General features: G+C 65.3%; 16 protein-coding genes. 9 read left to right on the forward strand and 7 right to left on the reverse strand.

All coding sequences use genetic code 11. From position 1 onward, the window contains the following. The first annotated feature begins 108 nt into the window (after positions 1–108). Positions 109–360, forward strand: coding sequence for a hypothetical protein (locus RAD16_RS01600; RefSeq protein ID WP_458156132.1), 252 nt, complete (start codon positions 109–111; stop codon positions 358–360). Positions 361–369: 9 nt separating this feature from the next. Here RAD16_RS01600 and RAD16_RS01605 read toward each other — a convergent pair whose 3' ends face one another. Beyond that, positions 370–1233 (reverse strand): LysR family transcriptional regulator, encoded by an 864-nt coding sequence (locus RAD16_RS01605; RefSeq protein WP_458156133.1) that lies wholly within the window; start codon positions 1231–1233, stop codon positions 370–372. A gap of 109 nt (positions 1234–1342) precedes the next feature. Between RAD16_RS01605 and RAD16_RS01610 the strand changes: the two genes are divergently transcribed. Both RAD16_RS01610 and RAD16_RS01615 read left to right on the forward strand, forming a co-directional pair. Further along, complete coding sequence (locus tag RAD16_RS01610; RefSeq protein ID WP_458156134.1) at positions 1343–2254, forward strand: DMT family transporter; 912 nt, start codon at positions 1343–1345, stop codon at positions 2252–2254. Between the two features lie 13 nt (positions 2255–2267). Then, positions 2268–3041 carry an MBL fold metallo-hydrolase gene (locus tag RAD16_RS01615; RefSeq protein WP_458156135.1) on the forward strand — a complete coding sequence of 258 codons (774 nt, stop codon included), beginning with the start codon at positions 2268–2270 and terminating at the stop codon, positions 3039–3041. Positions 3042–3207: 166 nt separating this feature from the next. Here the strand turns inward: RAD16_RS01615 and RAD16_RS01620 are convergent, their stop codons facing one another. The 4 genes from RAD16_RS01620 to RAD16_RS01635 form a co-directional block, all read right to left on the reverse strand. After that, positions 3208–3978, reverse strand: coding sequence for a TIGR02186 family protein (locus tag RAD16_RS01620; protein ID WP_458156136.1), 771 nt, complete (start codon positions 3976–3978; stop codon positions 3208–3210). After that, the gene (locus tag RAD16_RS01625) at positions 3975–4892 is read right to left on the reverse strand and encodes a sulfite exporter TauE/SafE family protein (protein ID WP_458156137.1); all 918 of its coding nucleotides are present in this window, start codon (positions 4890–4892) and stop codon (positions 3975–3977) included. The genes RAD16_RS01620 and RAD16_RS01625 overlap by 4 nt, the downstream gene beginning before the upstream one ends. Positions 4893–5210: 318 nt before the next feature. Continuing rightward, positions 5211–8687 carry a hypothetical protein gene (locus tag RAD16_RS01630; protein WP_458156138.1) on the reverse strand — a complete coding sequence of 1159 codons (3477 nt, stop codon included), beginning with the start codon at positions 8685–8687 and terminating at the stop codon, positions 5211–5213. 303 nt (positions 8688–8990) lie between these two features. Beyond that, complete coding sequence (locus tag RAD16_RS01635) at positions 8991–9578, reverse strand: PadR family transcriptional regulator (RefSeq protein WP_458156139.1); 588 nt, start codon at positions 9576–9578, stop codon at positions 8991–8993. Between the two features lie 211 nt (positions 9579–9789). On the opposite strand from RAD16_RS01635, the gene RAD16_RS01640 reads away from it, so the two are divergent. From RAD16_RS01640 to RAD16_RS01655, 4 genes are all read left to right on the forward strand, one after another. Beyond that, on the forward strand, positions 9790–10173 hold the full coding sequence (locus tag RAD16_RS01640) for a nuclear transport factor 2 family protein (protein WP_458156140.1): 384 nt from the start codon (positions 9790–9792) through the stop codon (positions 10171–10173). A 37-nt stretch (positions 10174–10210) separates the two neighbouring features. Then, complete coding sequence (locus RAD16_RS01645; RefSeq protein ID WP_458156141.1) at positions 10211–12001, forward strand: acyl-CoA dehydrogenase C-terminal domain-containing protein; 1791 nt, start codon at positions 10211–10213, stop codon at positions 11999–12001. Positions 12002–12072: 71 nt separating this feature from the next. Further along, on the forward strand, positions 12073–13281 hold the full coding sequence (locus RAD16_RS01650) for an acetyl-CoA C-acetyltransferase (RefSeq protein WP_458156142.1): 1209 nt from the start codon (positions 12073–12075) through the stop codon (positions 13279–13281). Positions 13282–13300: 19 nt separating this feature from the next. Then, positions 13301–15514: an FAD-dependent oxidoreductase gene (locus tag RAD16_RS01655; protein ID WP_458156143.1), complete on the forward strand. Its 2214-nt coding sequence runs from the start codon at positions 13301–13303 to the stop codon at positions 15512–15514. A gap of 450 nt (positions 15515–15964) precedes the next feature. Here the strand turns inward: RAD16_RS01655 and RAD16_RS01660 are convergent, their stop codons facing one another. Both RAD16_RS01660 and gstA read right to left on the reverse strand, forming a co-directional pair. Then, on the reverse strand, positions 15965–16273 hold the full coding sequence (locus RAD16_RS01660) for a hypothetical protein (protein WP_458156144.1): 309 nt from the start codon (positions 16271–16273) through the stop codon (positions 15965–15967). Positions 16274–16517: 244 nt separating this feature from the next. Next, entirely contained in the window at positions 16518–17132 is a 615-nt protein-coding gene (gene gstA, locus RAD16_RS01665) for a glutathione transferase GstA (RefSeq protein WP_458156145.1), read from the reverse strand. A 126-nt stretch (positions 17133–17258) separates the two neighbouring features. Here gstA and RAD16_RS01670 point away from each other — a divergent pair, with 126 nt between their 5' ends. Both RAD16_RS01670 and RAD16_RS01675 read left to right on the forward strand, forming a co-directional pair. Beyond that, entirely contained in the window at positions 17259–17756 is a 498-nt protein-coding gene (locus RAD16_RS01670) for a MarR family winged helix-turn-helix transcriptional regulator (RefSeq protein WP_212302761.1), read from the forward strand. 101 nt (positions 17757–17857) lie between these two features. After that, complete coding sequence (locus tag RAD16_RS01675) at positions 17858–19228, forward strand: glutamate--cysteine ligase (RefSeq protein ID WP_458156146.1); 1371 nt, start codon at positions 17858–17860, stop codon at positions 19226–19228. Positions 19229–19297: the final 69 nt, after the last annotated feature.

Consider the following 19297-nt stretch of genomic DNA (forward strand, 5'->3'; position numbering starts at 1 on the left):
TAAAATTATGCAAGGAACGGGCCGCTTTGGGAACCCGGAGGAGCACGGAGAAACCGGGATTCGGTGCTAGATTGCGGGCAGATTCAGCCATCAGTGTGGAGGAAGTCCATGAGACTGCTGACGGGACTGCTGACGCGATTGCTGATCGAAATCGCCGCCGCCGCTCTGCTCGTCGTCTGCATCGCCGCATCCAGCGCCGCGTTCGCGGCCGGCAAATCCGGCCGCAGTGCCGATGGCTTGAGCTGCGCCTTCACCGTCCCGCAGAACGCATCCCCCGCCGCCCGCTGCGCTGCGATCAAGCGCCAATGCGGCGGCAAGTTCTACGCAAATGCCTGCGGCGACAGGCTGGTGGCGAACTGAGGTGCGAGCTCAGGCCGCCTTCGCCTGCACCGCATCGCAGAACTCGGCGAGCCGATCGGCAAGGCGCAGCGTGGCCGGGCTTGCATCCGGTGAGGCCATCAGCGCCACCTCGGTTCTGTTGATTGGTGCAAAGCCGTCCTTCGCGGTCAGCACGCGATGATCGGACTGGATCGACATCTCGGACAAAATGCTAAGGCCCATGCCGGCGGCGACCGCGGCCTGGATGCCGGCAAGGCTCGATGACGAATAGGCCATGTGCCAGGCGCGCCCGGCGCTTTCCAGTGCGTGGATGGCGCCGGCGCGATAGAGGCAGCCGAGTGGAAAGCCGATCAGCGGCACTGACGATGCGGTGACGTCGACCGGATGGCTCTTGCTGGTGACCCAGTGCACCCGCTCCGGCCACACCGCGATTGCGCCCTTTGCACCGGCCTCGCGCTTGAACAGCGCAAGGTCGAGCTCGCCGCGTTCGAGATCGCGGGCGAGGTTCTTGCTCTGGTCGGCGCGCACGTCCAGCCGCAGGCCCGGATGCGAGCGCGAGAACGCGCCGAGAAGTTTTGCCAGCCGATACGCCGCGAAATCCTCGGGGATGCCGAGCCGGATCGCGCCTTCGCTGTCGGGCTCGCGCAGCACGTCACGCGCTTCTTCGGCGAGCGTGAGCAGCCGCCGCGCATAGGACAGCAGCCGCTCGCCGGCTTCAGTCGGGCGCACGTCCTTGCCGTCCCGGTGCAGCAGCACCTGGCCGACGTCCTCCTCCAGCCGCTTGATCTGCTGGCTCACGGTCGATTGCGTGCGGTGGACGCGTTCGCCGGCGCGGGTGAAGCCGCCGGCCTCGACCACCGAGACGAAGCTGCGCAGCAGCTCAAGATCGAGCATGTCTGCCTCCATTCGAAAATCCACTGACAGGAAGTTAATCATTTAATTTCCAAATGACAAGCAGGCTCCCTAGATCGAGGGTCAGAAGAAAACATCCGAGAATGCCCTCATGTCCCTCGCCACCTCGCTTCCCGCCCCCCGCAGCCGCTTCAACACGCTGCCGCTCGCCATCGGCCTGTTTTGCCTGCTCTGGAGCTATGCCTTCGTCGCCGGCAAGATCGGCGTCACCCATTGCCCGCCGCTGATCCTGCTCGCCGCGCGCTTCTCGCTCGCCGGCATCTTGATCCTCGGGGCGACGCTGGTGCGCGGCGACGGCTGGTCGCTGTCCTGGCGCGATGCCGCGATCTTCGCGGTGCTCGGCATCGCCAACAACGCGCTGTATCTCGGGCTCGGCTATACCGGTCTGCAATCGGTCTCCGCCGGCCTCGGCGGCCTGATCGTCTCGGCCAATCCGGTGTTCACCGCCGCGCTTGCCGCATTGTTGCTCGGCGAAGGCATGACCTGGCGCAAGGCGAGCGGCCTGCTGCTCGGCATCATCGGCGTCACCCTGATCGTCTGGCACCGCCTCGCGGTCGGCACCGACTCGCTTCACGGCATCATTTTTACGTTGGCCTCGCTCGCCTCCATCGTCGCGGGCACGATCCTGTTCAAGCTGCTGGCGCCGAAGGGGTCCTTGTGGATCGGCAACGGCGTGCAGAATCTCGCTGCCGGCATCGTGCTGACGCCGGTCGCGCTCACCTTCGCCGATGTGCATGCGATCGACTTTACGCCGAGTCTGATCGGCGCCTTCGCCTTCCTCGTGCTGGGCGGCTCGATCCTCGCCTACTGGCTCTGGTTTCATCTCCTGAAAGTGTGTGGCGCGACCGCTGCCAGCGCCTATCATTTCCTGATGCCGCCGCTCGGCATGCTGTTCGCCTTCATCGTGCTCGGCGAGCATGTCGAGGCCCGCGACTTGCTCGGGATCATTCCAGTGGCGCTCGGCATTTACCTGGTGACGCGGCCGGCCAAGCCGGTCGCGTAAGAGGAGTTGTCTCATGCCCATTTCCATCACGCTGATCGGCGGCCCCACCGCGCTGATCGAGATCGACGGCTTCCGCCTGCTCACCGATCCCACCTTCGACGCGCCCGGCGCCTACCAGCTCCCGCATGTGAAGCTGGAGAAGACGATCGGCCCGGCTCTCAAGGCCGATTCGATCGGCCCGATCGATGCCGTGCTGCTCAGCCACGACCAGCACTCCGACAATCTCGACAATTCCGGCCGCGACTATCTGCTCAAAGCGCCGCGCGCGCTGACGACCGAGGCCGGTGCAAAACGGCTCGGCGGTCATGTCGAGGGCCTCGCGCCCTGGGCGACCGCGCATCTCAAGGACGACGACGGCAACACCCTGACGATCACCGCGACGCCAGCGCGTCACGGCCCGGCCGGCATAGAGCTGCTGTCGGGCGACGTGATCGGCTTCGTGGTGACCTCGAGCCGGAAGGATACCAGCGCGGTCTATATCAGCGGCGACACCACCTGGTTCGACGGCGTCGCCGAGGTCGCGCGCCGCTTCAAATGCGGCGTTGTGATGCCGTTCGCGGGGGCGACGCAGACGCGCGGGCCGTTCCACCTCACCATGGATACCAACGACACCATCGAGACCGCGCGCGCCTTTCCCGATGCGATGATCGTTCCGGTTCATACCGAAGGCTGGGCGCATTTCCGCCAGAACGGCGAGGATCTGCGCAAGACCTTCGACGTGCTCGGCTTCGGGACGCGGCTGCGGCTGCTGGAGCCGGGCGTGCCGACGGTGATCGAGGCGCCGTGACTGTCGCAGCCGTCATTGCGAGCCAACGGGTCCGCGCGAAGCGCGGCCCGATGACAGGCTCCGCGAAGCAATCCAGAATCTTTCCGCGGGAGGCAGTCTGGATTGCTTCGTCGCCAGCGCAAAATTGCTTCGCAATTTTGTCGCGGGCTCCTCGCAATGACGAAGGCTAGTCCTTCCTGAAAACGATCGACGCCATCCAGCCCGTCATCAGCGCCATGGCCGCGACGGCGAGGCCATAGATCAGGCCGTTCTGTCGCGCGGTCGTCGCGACGAACTGCTCGAAGCCGACCTTGACGATCTCGAAGGCGGTCTCGGTCTTGGTGATCAGGGCGCCATTCGCGAACAATTTGATCTCGACCTCATAGGTGCCGATCGGCACCTCCGCCGGCAGCGGAATGCCGGTGCGGAACAGCGTCGGGGTCAGGAACGTCACTGCGCTGGCGTCCTCGCGATAGAGGCCGCGCTGGGTGCGCAGGCGAATGAAGGCCGAGCGGAACGCGTCATTCGGCACCACATCGGCATAGTCGCCGCTGACGCGCTGGGTCAGCAGCACGTTGTTCAGCCCGATCTGCTGGCGCCGCGCGATCTCGGGCGAGGTGATGAGGTCGAACGGCCGGTTGGCGAACAGCGCCAGATAGCTCGGCACCTCCAGGAACTGGCGATAATCCGCGTTGATCCAGATGCCGAATTTGCGCTCCTTGCGCCGCGTCACCATGTCGGCGCGCGGGCCCATCACGGTGACGACGAGATCGTAGGCCGTGCGGTCGGCGGGCGTCGTGGCGTCCTTCTCGACCGAGCCGAACAGCACCAGTTCTTCGCCGGAATAGTTCGGCGTCACGGTGACACGATGGTTGGAGACCGACACGATCAGCCGCTCGGCCTGCGCGACTGATCCGAGCAGCAGGATGAGGAGACTTGCGAGAAGCGCGCGCCTCATCCGCTCACCCCTAACTCGCGGATGGTGAAGAGATCCTCGGGGCGGATCACCAACTCGATCGCGAAGCGGACGCCGACCGAGAGGATCAACAGGCCCAGCAGCAGCCGGAGTTGCTCGCCGCGGATCTTCTGGCCGGCGCGGGCGCCGAACTGCGCGCCGGTGACGCCGCCGACCATCAGGATCAGCGCCAGCACGGCGTCGACGAGGTGATTGGTCACCGCATGCAGCATGGTCGCGAACAGCATGGTGACGAGGGTGAGCACCATCGACGTCCCGATCACCGTCGAGGTCGGCACCCGCAACAGATAGATCATGATCGGCACCAGGATGAAGCCGCCGCCGATCCCCATGATGGCGCCGATGAAGCCGATCACGATGCCGACGATCACGACCGGGATCACCGAGAGATAGATCTTCGAGCGCTTGAATCGCATCTTCAGCGGCAGGCCGTGGATCCAGCTATGCGTGCGCCGTGGTGGCACCGCGCCGCGCCGGGTTCGCATCAGGGCGCGCAGGCCCTCCGAGAACATCAGGCTGCCGACCGTGGTGAGCAGCACCACATAGGACAGCGCGATCATCAGATCGAGCTGACCGAGGGCGCGGAGCTGCGTGAACGTCCACACGCCGAGCGCTGTCCCGGTCACGCCGCCGCAGAGCAGGACGCTCGCCAGCGCCGGATCGATCGCGCGCCGCCGCCAATAGGTCAGCGCGCCGGAAAAGGATGAGGCCGCGATGTGGCTCGCGACGGAAGCGACCGCGACCGCCGGCGTGATGCCGATGAAGATCAAGAGCGGCGTCATCAGGAAGCCGCCGCCGATCCCGAACATGCCGGAGACGAAGCCGACCGCCGTGCCCATCGCCAGCACCAGGAAGACGTTGACCGGAAGATCGGCGATCGGGAGATAGAGCTGCATTGAACCACGCACCGGCGAGACGGAACGACTAGCGCGGAATGCTCGCGGGAAGGTCGGAACGATTGCCGCGTCTTTCAATAGCGGAATTTGAGGCGGGGCGCGCTCAGGAACTTTGGGCGTGGTGAATGGGTATGAAGCAGTCGTAGCGACGATGGAGGTGCGCTCCCTCCTCCGCTTGCGGGGGAGGGTTGGGGAGAGGGTGTCTCCGCAGTGAGACTCCCCAAGAGGAGAAAGCCCTCACCCGGCGCTATGCGCCGACCTCTCCCGCAAGCGGGAGAGGTGCACCGAGCCCGTGGCTCGCTTGGTCGGATTTAGAGCTCAGTGCGCCGCCGAGGCCGAGCGCTTGGTCGCGACCGGCTTCGGCGCGGGCTTCGCGTTCGCCTGCGGCGCGCTGTCCCAGCCGCCGTTCGGGGCGGGAACGTTGACGGCATCGTCGGGCTGCGGCTCGGCGCTGAAGGTCTGGATCGCGAGCTTGGCGGCGGCGAGCGATTGCGGGTCGAGGCGCTTGGCGACGTCGTCGCGTTTGCCGGCCGCGTCGGCATCGCCCTGGGCAGCCGCCAGGCTGAACCATTTGTAGGACTCGGCGAGGTTCTGCTCGACGCCGATACCGCGGGCATAGAGGATGCCGAGATTGAACTGGCTGTCGGCGACGCCGCGATCGGCGGCTTTGCGGAACCACTGCGCCGCGCTCTTGTAATTGGCGCCGCGTCCGCCGCCGTCGGCATCGAGCACCGCGAGATTGTGCATCGCCTTGGCGTTGCCGCGCTCGGCGGCCTGCGTGTAGTAGCGGCGGGCGATGTCGGCGTCCTTCTTCACGCCGAGGCCCTTCTCATAGAGCGTGCCGAGGCGGAAGGTCGCGGGCACGACACCGGCCTGCGCCGCGCGGTCATACCACTTCGCCGCTTCGTCATAGTTCGCGGCCACGCCCTTGCCTTCGGCAAAGCGCACGCCGACCTCGTAGGCCGCGGTGGCATCGCCCTTCATCGCGGCGGTGCGCAGGCCGGGGCCGCCGATGCCGTCGGGCAGCTTCTCGCTCGGCGGCACCTGGACCATGCTCAGCCTGGCACGGCTGGCGCCGGACAGCGCACCGGTGACCTCGCTGGAGGCAGCAGGCGGCGGCGCGACCGGAGCCGGAGCGGGCGGGATTTCGACCGAAGCCGAGTTCCCGGCGTTCGCGGGCAGCGACGGCGCGGAATTGTTCTGGGACTGCTTCCCGATCGGCGTCGGCGAGGTCATCGACGGCGTGATCTGCTCGGGCACAGCAGGCTTGCTCTCGACCGGGGGCGGCGCGGGTCGCGGCGCCGGCTCGCTGGCCGAATTCTCCATCGCCTGCGGCGCCGGCGGCGCGCCGCCGCCGTCGAGCAGGGTCATCGCCATCTTGAAGGTGCCGAGTACGATCACGACCACGCTCGCGCCGACCAGCAGCGAGCGGATCTTCGAGGTGATGGTCGAGCTGCCTGCCTGGGCTTGGCCCTTGTCCTTGCCCTTGTCCTTGGCGCGCGCAGCGATCGCGGCCTTGACGCCGCGGGCGGGCTTCTCGGGCGGTTGCGCGGCCGCGGCCTGCGCGGCACGGCGCGCGGCGGCGATGAAGCTCGACGACGACACCGGCTCTTTCGGCGCGGCCGGGATTTCGCTGATAGCGTTCTCGGAAGCGGCAATGCGCTCCGAAGGCGTGGCAACGCGGCCGCCCGGCCGGGTGCCCGGCTCGAGCGGATGATCGGGCGGCAGCTCCGGCGCGATCGCAGCGCGCGCGGGCGCCGTATGCGGCTCCAGGATCTCGCTGATCGCGCGCGGCGGAACGGGCGCGGCCACCGGCACCGGCGGCGGTGGCGCGACTGGTGCTGCGGCGTGGAATTCGCGCGGCGCGGCGACGAAGGCGGACTGCGCCGGATGTTGAGCGGCGGCCGGGTTCGGCAGCTCGGGCTTCGGATCGTATTTCGGCTGCTGCGGTGCCTGCTGCCGCGGCTCGCGCGCCATCGGCGCGTGCTCCATCGGCGCGGCCATCGGCATCGCCATGGGTTGAGGTGCAGGCGCCGGCGGCGCGCTGCGAACCGCGCGCAGATCGCCTTCGATCATCGAGAGGCGATCGACGACGTGGCCGAGCGCGCTGTGGACGGCGTCGAGCGAGTCCTGGGTGCTGCGGTTGGTCTCGGCCTGGCTGAAGCGGATGTCGGAGAGTTCGCGCTTGACCAGATCGACCACGCCGGTATCGGCAGGCGGTGCGGAACTGCGGCTCTCGGCGAGAGCCGAATAGGTCGCTTGCTGCCGCTCGAGATGACGCAGGATGTCGTGCAGCCCGTCCTCGACGCGGCTCAGATTGCTGTTGCGCGGATCGGCGGCGGCCTCGATCCGCTCCAGCAGGTACGAGACCCGCTGTTCGAGATGCGCGAAAGTCGAGGCCGAATCGTTGCCGACCTGCATGCGGTCGAAACGATCCGACAGCGCGCGGATCGCGGCTTCGAGATGCTCGGTGCTCTCGGCCGGCTGCGGCCGCTCCCGTGTTTCCAGCGCGGCGGTGAGCGCGGCGATGCGCTGCTCGAGCACCGCAAAGCCGTCGCTGTGGCCGGAGGCGCGGGTGACCTGGTCGACCTTGGACGATAGCAGTTGCACGTCTTCGGACAGACGTGCCAGCGCTTCGTTGGAGGCGACGTTGGAGACGATGCCGCGCAGCGCCGAGATCGCGCTTTCGAGCTGGTGCACCGTCGACGGATCGTCATTGGCGCGCAGGAGCAGGTCGAGCTTGCCGCCGAGATTGCGGATCGCCTCGTCATAGCCGGTGAGCTGCTCGGCCGGCGTCAGCGTGCGTAGCACCTGCTTGATGTCGGACAGTGCGCGCTCGATGCCCGACAGAACCTGGCCGTCGGTGCCGTTGGACCGGGTCTCGTCGATGCGACGGTGCAGCGAGCGGATTTCGTTCTCGATCGATTCGATCGCGCGCCGCGGCATCGCCTCGGTGATGGCGGTCCGGATTTCCGCGAGCTCGCTGCGGAAGGCGTTGATCGCCTGCTCGGTATTGTCAGGGCGCTGCAGCGACTCGATCTGGCTCGTGATCTTGAGCAGATGGCGCTCGAGCGACGAGAAATCCGGCCCCGGCTGGGGTGGCGGCGGAGCATAGGCAGGCGCGTGCGGCGCCGCCATTGGTGTCATGGTCGGCGCGTAAGGAGCAGCGCTGGGCGTAATCGACGGCGCGGCGCGCGGCGGCACATGGCGCGGCACAAAGCCGTCGAGCTCGCTCTGCCGCGCCGTGATCTCGGCGACCGCGACGTCGAACGAAGCAGGGCTCAGGGGAGGCGAGTTGCGATAGACCTGCGCGGCGGCACGCTCGACCGCATCGGCCTGGCGCTGGCGCATTTCAAGGGGGGACGGGGCAGGGGCGGCCGGCCGCGGGGCCTGAGGCTGTTGCGGCTGCTGCGGGCGGGAGATCTGCGACAGGCGCGCATCGAGCCGCGAGATCGCGTCGTTGAGCTGGCGCGCGACGCCCTGCTCGCGCGACACATCCGGGCGCGGCGCGGCGGGCTTTGAAATCCGTTCGATCTGCTGGGTGATCGCATCGAGCCGCTGATGGATGTCGGCGACTTCGCGACTCTCCCCGCTCGGCATCGGGTTCGGCATGTGTTGCGGACGCTGATCCTGACGTTGATCGTAAGGTCCGCGAAAGTTCGGCGGGGCAGTTTCGCCGAGCGTGGAGTTCAGCCAATCGTTGAGTGACATGCCGGCGCGGCGCGCAGCAGCTTCGGCCCGCTCCCGGACGGATGGATCGATGCCGTCAACACTCCACGATACGCGCGAATTCATGACTCTGTCCGGTTCCGACTCCGGCGCCCCACCCGGCGCCTCCAGTCTCCCCACGCGCGCCGGTTGTAAAGACAATCGGATTTGACGCGGGTCGTCTGCCTCGAAAACCGACTTTTTCCTGTTACGGTAAATAACGGGTTAAGGAATGCGGCGCCGGTGGCTTAAAGTTGGGCGGCGGGAACCTGGGGCGGCCTCGCGAAGGTGCGTAGCCCGGATGGAGCGCAGCGCAATCCGGGACCGGCGCCCGTTGCATGAATCCCGGATTTCGCTTCGCTCCATCCGGGCTACGGATCAGCGCTTTTCCTAGCCCTTCTCGCGCTTGCCATCCTCCAGCGTCACCACCGTGCCCTTGCCGCTCATCGCCGAGAGCGCGTCGAGCGCCTCTTCGCAGAAGTCCGCCACCATCTGCTCGTGGCGGGCGCCGAGCTGAAGCAGCAGCAGATTACCGAGGTCGAGCACACCCGACGCCGTCCCTTCCGGGAAACGCTTCTTGAGGATGCGCTCGTAATTGGCGTGGCGGTCGCGGTGGTGCTCCAGTCGGTCCATCAGATCGGTGCGCATGGGCTCGATGTCGATGCTGTCGAGCGCATGCAGCCGGACCAGGAGGTCGTCCTTGATCGAGGGCGGCGTGCTCGGCCGCGCGGCCCAGTGCCGCAGCGCTGTTCGGCCTTCGGGAGTCAGCGTATAGATGAGTTTATTGGGTTTGCCCGACTGCACGACTTCGCGGCCCTGGATGTAGCCGCGGTCGCGCAGCTTGGAGAGCTCGCGGTAGATCTGCTGGTGGTCGGCCTTCCAGAAGAAGCCGATCGAGGAGTCAAATGTCTTGGCGAGCTCGTAGCCCGTCATCGGACGTTCCGTCAGGCATGCGAGGATTGCGTCGCCCAGCGCCATGGCACCAGCTCTCCCTTATAGATAGAGGTCCCGACCAATTGACTTGACTTTATGCGCATTGGTGCATATGCGTCAATGTGCATATGAGGTGGCCCAAGATCGGGGCTTGAGTCCGATCCAAAAACCCAGCGGAATCAACCCCCTCGCTACTGTGCATGGGGTTGTTTTCGAGCTTTTTGCCAAGGCCTTTATCTAGGGAGGCATTCTGACAATGACCGGCCTCGATTCCTGGTACGCCTTCATGAAGTCCCACGACCAGAAGGCGCTGTGGGAGCTGCTCCATCCCGACGCCGTGTTCGAAAGCCCCGTGGTGCATTCGCCCCAGCGCGGCCGCGACATCACCTTCAAATATCTCGCCAGCGCCGAGAAGGTGCTCGGCGGCCCGGGCTTCACCTATGTCGGTGAATGGCGAAGCGCCAACGGCGCCGTGCTCGAATTCAAGAATGTCATCGACGGCATCGAGATCAACGGTGTCGACATCATCACCTTCGACAGCGAAGGACGCATCACAAACTTCAAGGTGATGGTGCGTCCGCTCAAGGCGATCAACATGCTGCACCGCCTGATGGCGGAGCAGCTCGCCGCCCAATCCTAGAGACTTCCATCCTTTCAAGCCCTGCCGGGAGACCGCAATGCCGATCTATAAAGCCCCCGTTGAAGACGTGAACTTCCTGCTCAACGACGTCTTCCAGATCGACCGCTACGACAATCTGGCCGGCTTCTCCGATGCGTCGAGCGACGTGCGCGAAGCGATCCTCGGCGAAGCCGCCAAGCTCGCCGAAGAGGTGCTGCAGCCGCTGAATCGTGTGGGTGATCTCGAAGGCTGCAAGCGCGCCGATGACGGCAGCGTCACCACGCCGAAGGGCTTCAAGGACGCGTTCAAGCAGGTCGCCGAGGGCGGCTGGCTCGGTCTCTCCGCGCCGCAGGAGTTCGGCGGCCAGGGCCTGCCGGTGACGCTCTCGCAGGCGGTCAACGAATTCCAGATCTCCGCCAACATGGCCTTCTCGATGTATGGCGGCCTCACCATGGGCGCGACCGCGGCGCTGCTGGTGCACGGCACGCCAGAGCAGAAGAAGACCTACGTGCCGAAGATGGTCGCCGGCGAGTGGACCGGCACCATGAACCTGACCGAGCCGCATTGCGGCACCGATCTCGGCATGCTCCGCACCAAGGCGGTGCGCCAGGCCGACGGCAGCTTCAAGATCACGGGTACCAAGATCTTCATCTCGGCCGGCGAGCATGACCTTGCTCCGAACATCATCCACCTCGTGCTTGCCCGCATCGAGGGCGCACCCGCCGGCATCAAGGGCGTGTCGCTGTTCGTGGTGCCGAAATTCCTGGTCGATGCCGACGGTTCGGTCGGCGCACGCAATGGCGTCGTCTGCGGCTCGATCGAGCACAAGATGGGCATCCACGGCAATTCCACCTGCGTGATGAACTACGACAGCGCCACCGGCTGGCTGATCGGTGAAGAGAACAAGGGCATGCAGGGCATGTTCGTGATGATGAACGAGGCCCGCCTCGGCGTCGCCGTTCAGGGCCTTGCGCAGTCGGAGGTCGCCTACCAGAACGCGGTCGCCTATGCCCGCGAGCGCATCCAGGGCCGCGCGCTCACCGGCGTCAAGGCGCCGGACAAGCCGGCTGATCCGATCATCGTGCATCCCGACGTGCGTCGCACGCTGCTCTCGATCCGCGCCTTCAACGAGGCCGCGCGCGCCTTCGTGATGTGGACCGCGCTGAAGAGCGACGTCGCTCATCGCTCCGAGGACCCGAAGGACCGCCAGGCCGCCGACGACCACATGGGCCTGATGACTCCCGTGCTGAAGGGCTTCCTCACCGACTACGGCTTCGCCAACGCGGTGCAGGCGCAGCAGATGTATGGCGGCCACGGCTACATTGCCGAGCAGGGCATGGAGCAGTTCGTGCGTGATGCGCGCATTGCGATGATCTATGAAGGCGCCAACGGCATCCAGGCGCTCGACCTCGTCGGCCGCAAGCTGCCGCGTGACGGCGGCCGCGCCATCATGGCGTTCTTCGGCGAGGTCATGGCCTTCGCCAAGGAGAACGGCGGCAACGAGGCGCTCAAGCCCTTCATCGCGCCGCTGTCGGCTTCGCTCGGCCATCTCCAGCAGGCCACGACGTGGCTGATGCAGAACGCGATGGCGAAGCCCGACAATGCCGGCGCTGCCGCAACCGACTACCTGCATCTCTTCGGCTTCGTCGCGCTCGGCTACATGTGGGCGAAGATGGCGAAGGTGACGAATGCCAAGATTGCCGAGGGTGGGGCGACGCCCTATCTCTCGACCAAGCTCGTCACCGGCCGCTTCTTCATGGAGCGCATGCTGCCGGAGACCGCCGCCAATCTCGCGCGCATCCAGGCCGGCTGCGCCACCATCATGGAATTGCCGGCGGAAGCGTTCTGAGAATTCACGCTCGACCCAGGATTCCGACCGCGCGACGGTCATGACAAGATAACTGCAATCAGGAGGCTCCCATGGCAGACGCCTATATTTACGACCACGTCCGAACCCCGCGCGGTCGCGGCAAGGCTGACGGTTCGTTGCACGAGGTGACCGCGCTCGCGCTCGCCACCGTGCCGCTGAAGGCACTGAAGGACCGCAACAACCTGCCGGAAGATTCCGTCGACGACGTCGTGCTCGGCGTGGTCGATCCGGTCGGCGAAGCCGGCAGTGACATCGCGCGCTTTGCCGCACTGAAGGCGGGCCTCGGCGAAGCCGTCCCCGGCGTGCAGATCAGCCGCTTCTGCGCCTCGGGCCTCGACGCCGTGAACTTTGCCGCCGCGCAGGTGATGAGCGGCCAGCATGAACTGGTGATCGGCGGCGGCGCGGAGTCGATGAGCCGGGTCGGCATCGGCGCCTCCGGCGGCGCCTGGCCGATGGATCCGTCGATGGCCGTGCCGGCCTATTTCATGCCGCAGGGCGTCTCGGCCGATCTGATCGCCACCAAATACGGCTTCTCGCGCGACGACGTTGACGCCTATGCCGTGCAGAGCCAGCAGCGCGCCGGCAAGGCCTGGGACGAAGGCCGGTTCAACAAGTCGGTCGTGCCGGTGAAGGACATCAACGGCCTCACCATCCTCGCCAAGGACGAGCACATGCGTCCCTCGACGACGATGCAGTCGCTGGCGCAGCTGCAGCCGGCGTTCACGATGATCGCGCAGATGGGCGGTTTCGACGGCGTCGCCGTGCAGTCGCATCCGGAGATCGAGCGCGTTAATTACGTGCACCACGCCGGTAACTCCTCGGGCATCGTCGACGGCGCCGGCGCCGTGCTGCTCGGCAGCAAGGAGGCGGGCAGCAAGTACGGCCTGAAGCCGCGTGCAAAGATCCGCGCGTTCGCGAATATCGGCTCCGAGCCGGCAATGATGCTGACCGGTCCGGTCGACGTCACCGAAAAGCTGTTCGCGCGCTCCGGCATGAAGAAGTCGGACATCGACCTGTTCGAGCTCAACGAGGCCTTCGCTTCGGTCGTGCTGCGCTACATCCAGGCCTTCGACATCGACAACGCCAAGATCAACGTTAATGGCGGTGCGATCGCGCTCGGCCATCCGCTCGGCGCCACCGGCGCGATGATCCTGGGCACCGTGCTCGACGAGCTCGAGCGCACCAACAAGTCGACCGCTCTCGTCACGCTGTGCATCGGCGGCGGCATGGGCACCGCGACCATCATCGAGCGCGTCTAAGGATAGGGGAGCAACCAACATGGCTTACAAGAACTTCAAGGTTGAGACCGATTCTGACGGCATCGCGCTCGTCACCTGGGACATCCCCGGACGTTCGATGAACGTGCTCGACGAGACCTCGACCAGCGAGCTCGACGCGATCGTCAAGGAAACCACGGCCGACGCCGCAGTGAAGGGCGTCGTCATCACCTCCGCCAAGGAAGCGTTCTGCGCCGGCGCCGATCTGTCCATGCTCGAAGGCATGAACCAGGCCTACGCAAAGGTCTTTAGGGAGCAAGGCGAGACCGCTGCGAACCAAATGCTGTTCGACCAGAGCCGCCGCTTCTCGCTGGTGCTGCGCTCGATCGAAACGTCGGGTAAGCCGTGGGCGGCTGCGATCAACGGCCTCGCGCTCGGCGGCGGCTTCGAGATCACGCTGTGCTGCCACTATCGCGTGGCCGCGGAGAATCCCAAGACGCGCCTCGGCCTGCCTGAGGTCAAGGTCGGCCTGTTCCCCGGCGCCGGCGGTACGCAGCGCGTGCCGCGCCTGGTGCCGCCGCAGGACGCGATGACGATCCTGCTCAAGGGCGACCCGGTCACCGTCGAGAAGGCCAAGGCGCTCAACCTGATTCACGCCATCGTTCCCGCTGCCGATCTCATCAAGGCGGCAAAGGACTGGATCAAGGGCGGCGGCAAAGCCGTCGCGCCCTGGGACGAGAAGGGCTTCAAGCTCCCTGGCGGTCCGGTGTTCTCCAAGGCCGGCATGATGATGTTCCCGGCCGGCAACGCGATCTATCGCCGCGAGACCTACGACAATTATCCGGCCGCACGCGCGATCATGAGCTGCGTCTATGAGGGCCTGCAGTTGCCGATCGACGCCGCGCTTCGTGTGGAGTCGCGCTACTTCACCTCGGTGCTGCGCTCGAAGGAAGCGGCGGCGATGATCCGCAGCCTGTTCCTGTCGATGCAGGAGCTCAACAAGGGCGCGCGCCGTCCGAAGGACGTGCCCGCAACCAAGGTGAAGAAGATCGCCGTGATCGGCGCCGGCTTCATGGGCGCGAGCGTCGGCTACGTCTCGGCCCGCGCCGGCCTCGACGTCGTCCTGATCGATCGTGACCAGGCGAGCGCCGACAAGGGCAAGGCGCATGCGCAGAAGGTGATCGAGGACCAGATCAAGAAGGGCCGCGCCAAGCCTGATGATGCCGAGAAGCTGCTCGCGCGCATCACGCCGACCGCCGACTATGCGGCGCTGAAGGACGTCGACCTCGTCATCGAGGCGGTGTTCGAGGACCGCAAGGTCAAGGCCGAGACTTTCGCCAAGGCGCAGGAGTATCTGAAGCCGGACGTGATCTTCGCGTCGAACACCTCGACGCTGCCGATCACCTCGCTCGCCGAAGGCTTCAAGGACCAGGGCAAGTTCGTCGGCATCCACTTCTTCTCGCCGGTCGAGAAGATGATGCTGGTCGAGATCATTCTCGGCAAGAACACCGGCGACGTCGCGCTTGCGACCGCGCTCGACTACGTCCGGCAGATCGGCAAGACGCCGATCGTCGTCAACGACAGCCGCGGTTTCTTCGCCAATCGCTGCGTCGGCCGTTACGTCGCCGAGGGCAACGAGATGTTCCTCGAAGGCGTGCCGCCGGCGATGATCGAGAACTGTGCTAAGATGGCCGGGATGCCGGTGGGCCCGCTCTCGCTCTCGGATGAAGTCGCGCTCGACCTCGGCCTCAAGATCATGAAGGCGACCGAAGCCGATCTCGGCCCCAACGCCATCAACCCCGATCAGAAGAAGCTGATGGTGGAGATGGTTGAGACGCAAGGGCGCCTCGGCCGCAAGAACAGCAAGGGCTTCTACGACTATCCCGAGAAGGGCAAGGGTCAGAAGAGCCTGTGGCCGGGTCTCTCGGCGTTGCAGCCGAAGCAGCTCGACCCCGACACGCTCGATATCGAGGAGCTGAAGCAGCGCTTCCTGGTGGTGCAGGCGGTGGAAGCCGCGCGCACGGTCGAGGATCACGTCATCACCGATCCGCGTGAGGCGGATGTCGGCTCGATCCTCGGCTTCGGCTTCGCGCCGTTCACCGGCGGCACGCTGTCCTACATCGACTTCATGGGCACGAAGAAGTTCGTCGAGCTCTGCCACAAGCTCGAGGCGAAGTACGGCTCGCGCTTCACCCCGCCGAAACTTCTCGAGGACATGGCGGCGAAGGGTGAAACCTTCTACGGCCGCTTCGCGCCGAAGAAGACGGCGGCCTGATTCGGGCTACGGACCCAAAACGACAAAAGGCCGGATCCTCGATCCGGCCTTTTTGCTTTTGACGACATCATCACGGTTGCGTCAGAACTCTTCCAGGTTGTGGAACCACTCACAGAATCCGCGTAGGAACCGTGGCAGAGTCCCGCTGCCGCGATGTCGCGCAATTGTCATGGGCGCGTCAAAGCAGCGCCCTTCTTTTGCTCGGTCTTGGCACCAGTCTTGCTCCGGGTCAGGGTCACGAACTGGTTGGGACACTTGCCGCCCCATCGGCAAGTCGAAGACGAAAATAAGAAAGTGTCCTTGATGAACTCCTTGGTGCTGCGGAAGACCGCGCTCGCTCGCGATCTCACCGCGAAATATGCCTTTGCGCCCGCAACGGGGCGCGTTGCCTCCCAACAGAAACCGGCGCGCCTGCGTCGCAAGGGGCCCATGCTTTGGGCAGCGCTGGCGTTACTCGTGCTGGCGGCGGATTTTATGCTCGCTTACCTTGCCTGGATCGCCGTCGACTTCGTCATGCGCTGAGACGTGCCGCGCGTGCCGCAGATAGGATGTGGCGAGGTAGGCGAGCTGTGAGGCGACAAGACAGAGCGCAATGACGGCCACGCCCGCCAGCATTCCGAATTCGTAAACGCGAAGAATGATCGCCGACACAATTGCGATGAACGGCGAGATGATGATCAGCGCCCAGATTCTGAAAATGTAGCCTGTCGCTGTTCCCGCCAATGCGCTTGCAGCGATCAGGACGATGGCAATCGTCAAGTTCAACCCCGGTGCGAGCCCACATATCCTCTAAGCAATCCCGCCAAGCTCGCCCGCTTTGCGGGTGGTGACAAGACAGCACTACTTACATTTGGCGAACAGTAGTTCATAGGTCTATTGAGAGGTACTAAATCTGCTCAGAGGTACGATGATCCGGCGCAATGGTTCGCGCCGGCGTTGCCTTGCTGCAGATAAAAGGCCGGATCATTGATCCGGCCTTTGGCTTGTTGCGCGGTGCAAGCGTTCAGGCGGCCTGCGCGAGGCCTTCCTTCTTCAGCGCTTCCTGCACCTGCGGGCGCGCGGCGACGCGGGCCTTGTAGGCGGCGAGGTGGGGCATCGCCGAGAAGTCGAACTTCATCCGGTCGGCCCAGGTCAGCATCGTGAAGAGATAGCCGTCGGCGACGGTGAACTGCTTGCCCATCAGGTAGTCGCGGCTGGCAAGCTGACTGTCGATATATTTCAGCTTGCCCATGACGCGGTCCTTGAAGAACGCCTTGGCCTCGTCGTTCAGCGCCGGCGCGAACAGCGGACCGAAGCTCTTGTGCACCTCCGAGGTGAGGAAGTTCAGCCATTCGAGCAGCTTGTAGCGTTCGGAGCTGCCGTGGGCGGGCGCCAGCGCCTTGCCGGCGGCCTGGTCGGCGATCATCTGGACAATGACCGGGCCTTCGGTCACGATCTCGCCGCTGTCGAGGCCCAGCGCAGGGACCTGGCCCTTGGGGTTCAGCTTCAGATAATCCTCACCATTTTCGAGCTTCTTGGCCCGGATATCTACCTTGACCAGCTCATAGGGCAGGCCGGCTTCCAGGAGCGCGATGTGGGGGGACAGGGAGCAGGCGCCGGGCGAGTAATAGAGTTTCATGGAATTTCCTCCTCTTGATGCTTGGTTAGGGCGAAAGAACGACTACATGCGCCTGCATGGAATAGTCAAGATTGATGCAGGTGCATCGAGTGGGGTAAGAGACGGACGACGAGCTTGAGCGGGACCATGAAACGCAAACCATCGACCGAGGCTACTTCCGCCTGGATCCGCCTGATGCGGGTGCAGAGCCGCGTGCTCGATTGCGTCGAGCAGGACCTGAAGAAGGCGGGGTTCCCGCCGCTGGCATGGTACGACGCGCTGCTCGAACTGTCGCGTGCGCCGTCCGGTGAACTCAGGCCGGTGGAACTCGAGCGGCAGATGCTGATCCCGCAATACTCCACCTCGCGCCTGATTGACCGCCTGGTCGACGAGGGCCTTGCGTCACGGCGCGAATGCAAGATCGACAAGCGCGGCCAGTTCGTCGAGATCACGGAAGCGGGCCGCGAATTGCAGAAGCGGATGTGGGGCGCCTATTCGGCCGCAATCGAGAAATATGTCGGCTCGAAACTGTCCGATGCGGATGCCGTCAAGCTCAGCGGTCTGCTCGACCGCCTGGGCTGCTCGTGCGGCGAGATGAAGCTGCCGCCCGTCGTCCACGCCAACGAAACAACGCCGTCGCGATGATCCCGCGGCAAACCAGCTCGTCCGTGCGCCCGATGGGTTCGCGGACCATCCCCGTCACCCGCGCGCCTTCGATCGAAGCGCCCTTTTGATTAGAGTTTGATATGGCGCGAGACCAGATCGATATGACGCCACTGCAATCGCGCGACGAGCTCGTCGCGTGGTTCGAGGCCGGCTGCAAGCCGCCGTCCGAATGGCGGATGGGCACTGAGCACGAGAAGACGCCGTTCACGCTCGAAGGCCACCGCCCGGTGCCCTACGAGGGCGCGCGCGGGATCGGCGCGCTGCTCGAAGGCATGAAGCTCCTGCTCGGCTGGGAGACGATCATGGAGAAGGGCAACATCATCGGCCTCTACGACGTCACCGGCGGCGGCGCGATCTCGCTGGAGCCCGGCGGACAGTTCGAGCTCTCCGGCGCGCCGGTCGAGAACGTGCACCAGACCCAGAGCGAGCTGATGGCCCATCTGGCGCAGGTGCGCGAGATCGCGACCCCGCTCGGCATCGGCTTCCTCGGTCTCGGCATGACGCCGTCCTGGTCGCGCGCCGACATTCCGGTGATGCCCAAGGGCCGCTACAAGATCATGACCAATTACATGCCGAAGGTCGGCCAATACGGCCTCGACATGATGTACCGGACCTGCACGGTGCAGACCAATCTCGACTTCTCGTCCGAAGCCGACATGGTCAAGAAGCTGCGCGTCTCGCTCGCGCTGCAGCCGGTCGCGACCGCAATGTTTGCCAATTCGCCGTTCACCGAAGGCAAGCCGAACGGCTTCCTCTCCTTCCGCTCCGAGATCTGGCGCGACACCGACAATGCGCGCGCGGGCATGATGCCGTGGGCGTTCGAGGACGGCATGGGGTTCGAGCGTTATGTCGACTACGCGCTCGACGTGCCCATGTATTTCGTCAAGCGCGGCGACGATTACATCGACGTGTCGGGCTCCTCGTTCCGCGCCTTCTTCGAAGGCCGCAACAACAATCTGCCTGGCGAGCGTCCGACGCTGTCGGACTGGGCCAACCATCTCTCGACGATCTTCCCCGAGGTGCGCCTCAAGCGCTATCTCGAGATGCGCGGCTCCGACGGCGGCCCGTGGGGCCGTCTGCCGGCGCTGTCGGCGTTCTGGGCCGGGCTGCTCTACGACGATGTGTCGCTCGATGCCGCATGGGACCTGGTGAAGCACTGGAGCGCGCATGAGCGCCAGGCGCTGCGTGACGACGTGCCGCGCTTCGGTTTCAAGTCGCGGATCAAGGACCGCTATCTGTTCGAGATCGCCAAGGAATGCCTCGTTCTGGCACATGCCGGCCTGCGCCGGCGCGGCCATATCGACCAGCTCGGCCGCGACGAGACGCGGCATCTGGAGCCGCTCGATCGCATCATCGATTCCGGCCGGACCCCGGCCGAGGAGATGCTTGAGAAGTTCAATGGGCCCTGGAAGGGCTCGGTGGAACCGGCCTACGCGGAATACGCCTTCTAGAGCGTTTTCGAGCGAAGTGGACACCGGTTCGCGTAAAGAAAACGCGTCCAAACAAGAAGCTAGAGCTCC

This window comes from Bradyrhizobium sp. 18BD (genome assembly GCF_054185225.1).

Coding starts and splice junctions, on each gene's coding strand:
- RAD16_RS01600 (WP_458156132.1), top strand. CDS start 109: ATGAGACTGCTGACGGGACTGCTGACGCGATTGCTGATCGAAATCGCC.
- RAD16_RS01605 (WP_458156133.1), bottom strand. CDS start 1,233: ATGCTCGATCTTGAGCTGCTGCGCAGCTTCGTCTCGGTGGTCGAGGCC.
- RAD16_RS01610 (WP_458156134.1), top strand. CDS start 1,343: ATGTCCCTCGCCACCTCGCTTCCCGCCCCCCGCAGCCGCTTCAACACG.
- RAD16_RS01615 (WP_458156135.1), top strand. CDS start 2,268: ATGCCCATTTCCATCACGCTGATCGGCGGCCCCACCGCGCTGATCGAG.
- RAD16_RS01620 (WP_458156136.1), bottom strand. CDS start 3,978: ATGAGGCGCGCGCTTCTCGCAAGTCTCCTCATCCTGCTGCTCGGATCA.
- RAD16_RS01625 (WP_458156137.1), bottom strand. CDS start 4,892: ATGCAGCTCTATCTCCCGATCGCCGATCTTCCGGTCAACGTCTTCCTG.
- RAD16_RS01630 (WP_458156138.1), bottom strand. CDS start 8,687: ATGAATTCGCGCGTATCGTGGAGTGTTGACGGCATCGATCCATCCGTC.
- RAD16_RS01635 (WP_458156139.1), bottom strand. CDS start 9,578: ATGGCGCTGGGCGACGCAATCCTCGCATGCCTGACGGAACGTCCGATG.
- RAD16_RS01640 (WP_458156140.1), top strand. CDS start 9,790: ATGACCGGCCTCGATTCCTGGTACGCCTTCATGAAGTCCCACGACCAG.
- RAD16_RS01645 (WP_458156141.1), top strand. CDS start 10,211: ATGCCGATCTATAAAGCCCCCGTTGAAGACGTGAACTTCCTGCTCAAC.
- RAD16_RS01650 (WP_458156142.1), top strand. CDS start 12,073: ATGGCAGACGCCTATATTTACGACCACGTCCGAACCCCGCGCGGTCGC.
- RAD16_RS01655 (WP_458156143.1), top strand. CDS start 13,301: ATGGCTTACAAGAACTTCAAGGTTGAGACCGATTCTGACGGCATCGCG.
- gstA (WP_458156145.1), bottom strand. CDS start 17,132: ATGAAACTCTATTACTCGCCCGGCGCCTGCTCCCTGTCCCCCCACATC.
- RAD16_RS01670 (WP_212302761.1), top strand. CDS start 17,259: ATGAAACGCAAACCATCGACCGAGGCTACTTCCGCCTGGATCCGCCTG.
- RAD16_RS01675 (WP_458156146.1), top strand. CDS start 17,858: ATGGCGCGAGACCAGATCGATATGACGCCACTGCAATCGCGCGACGAG.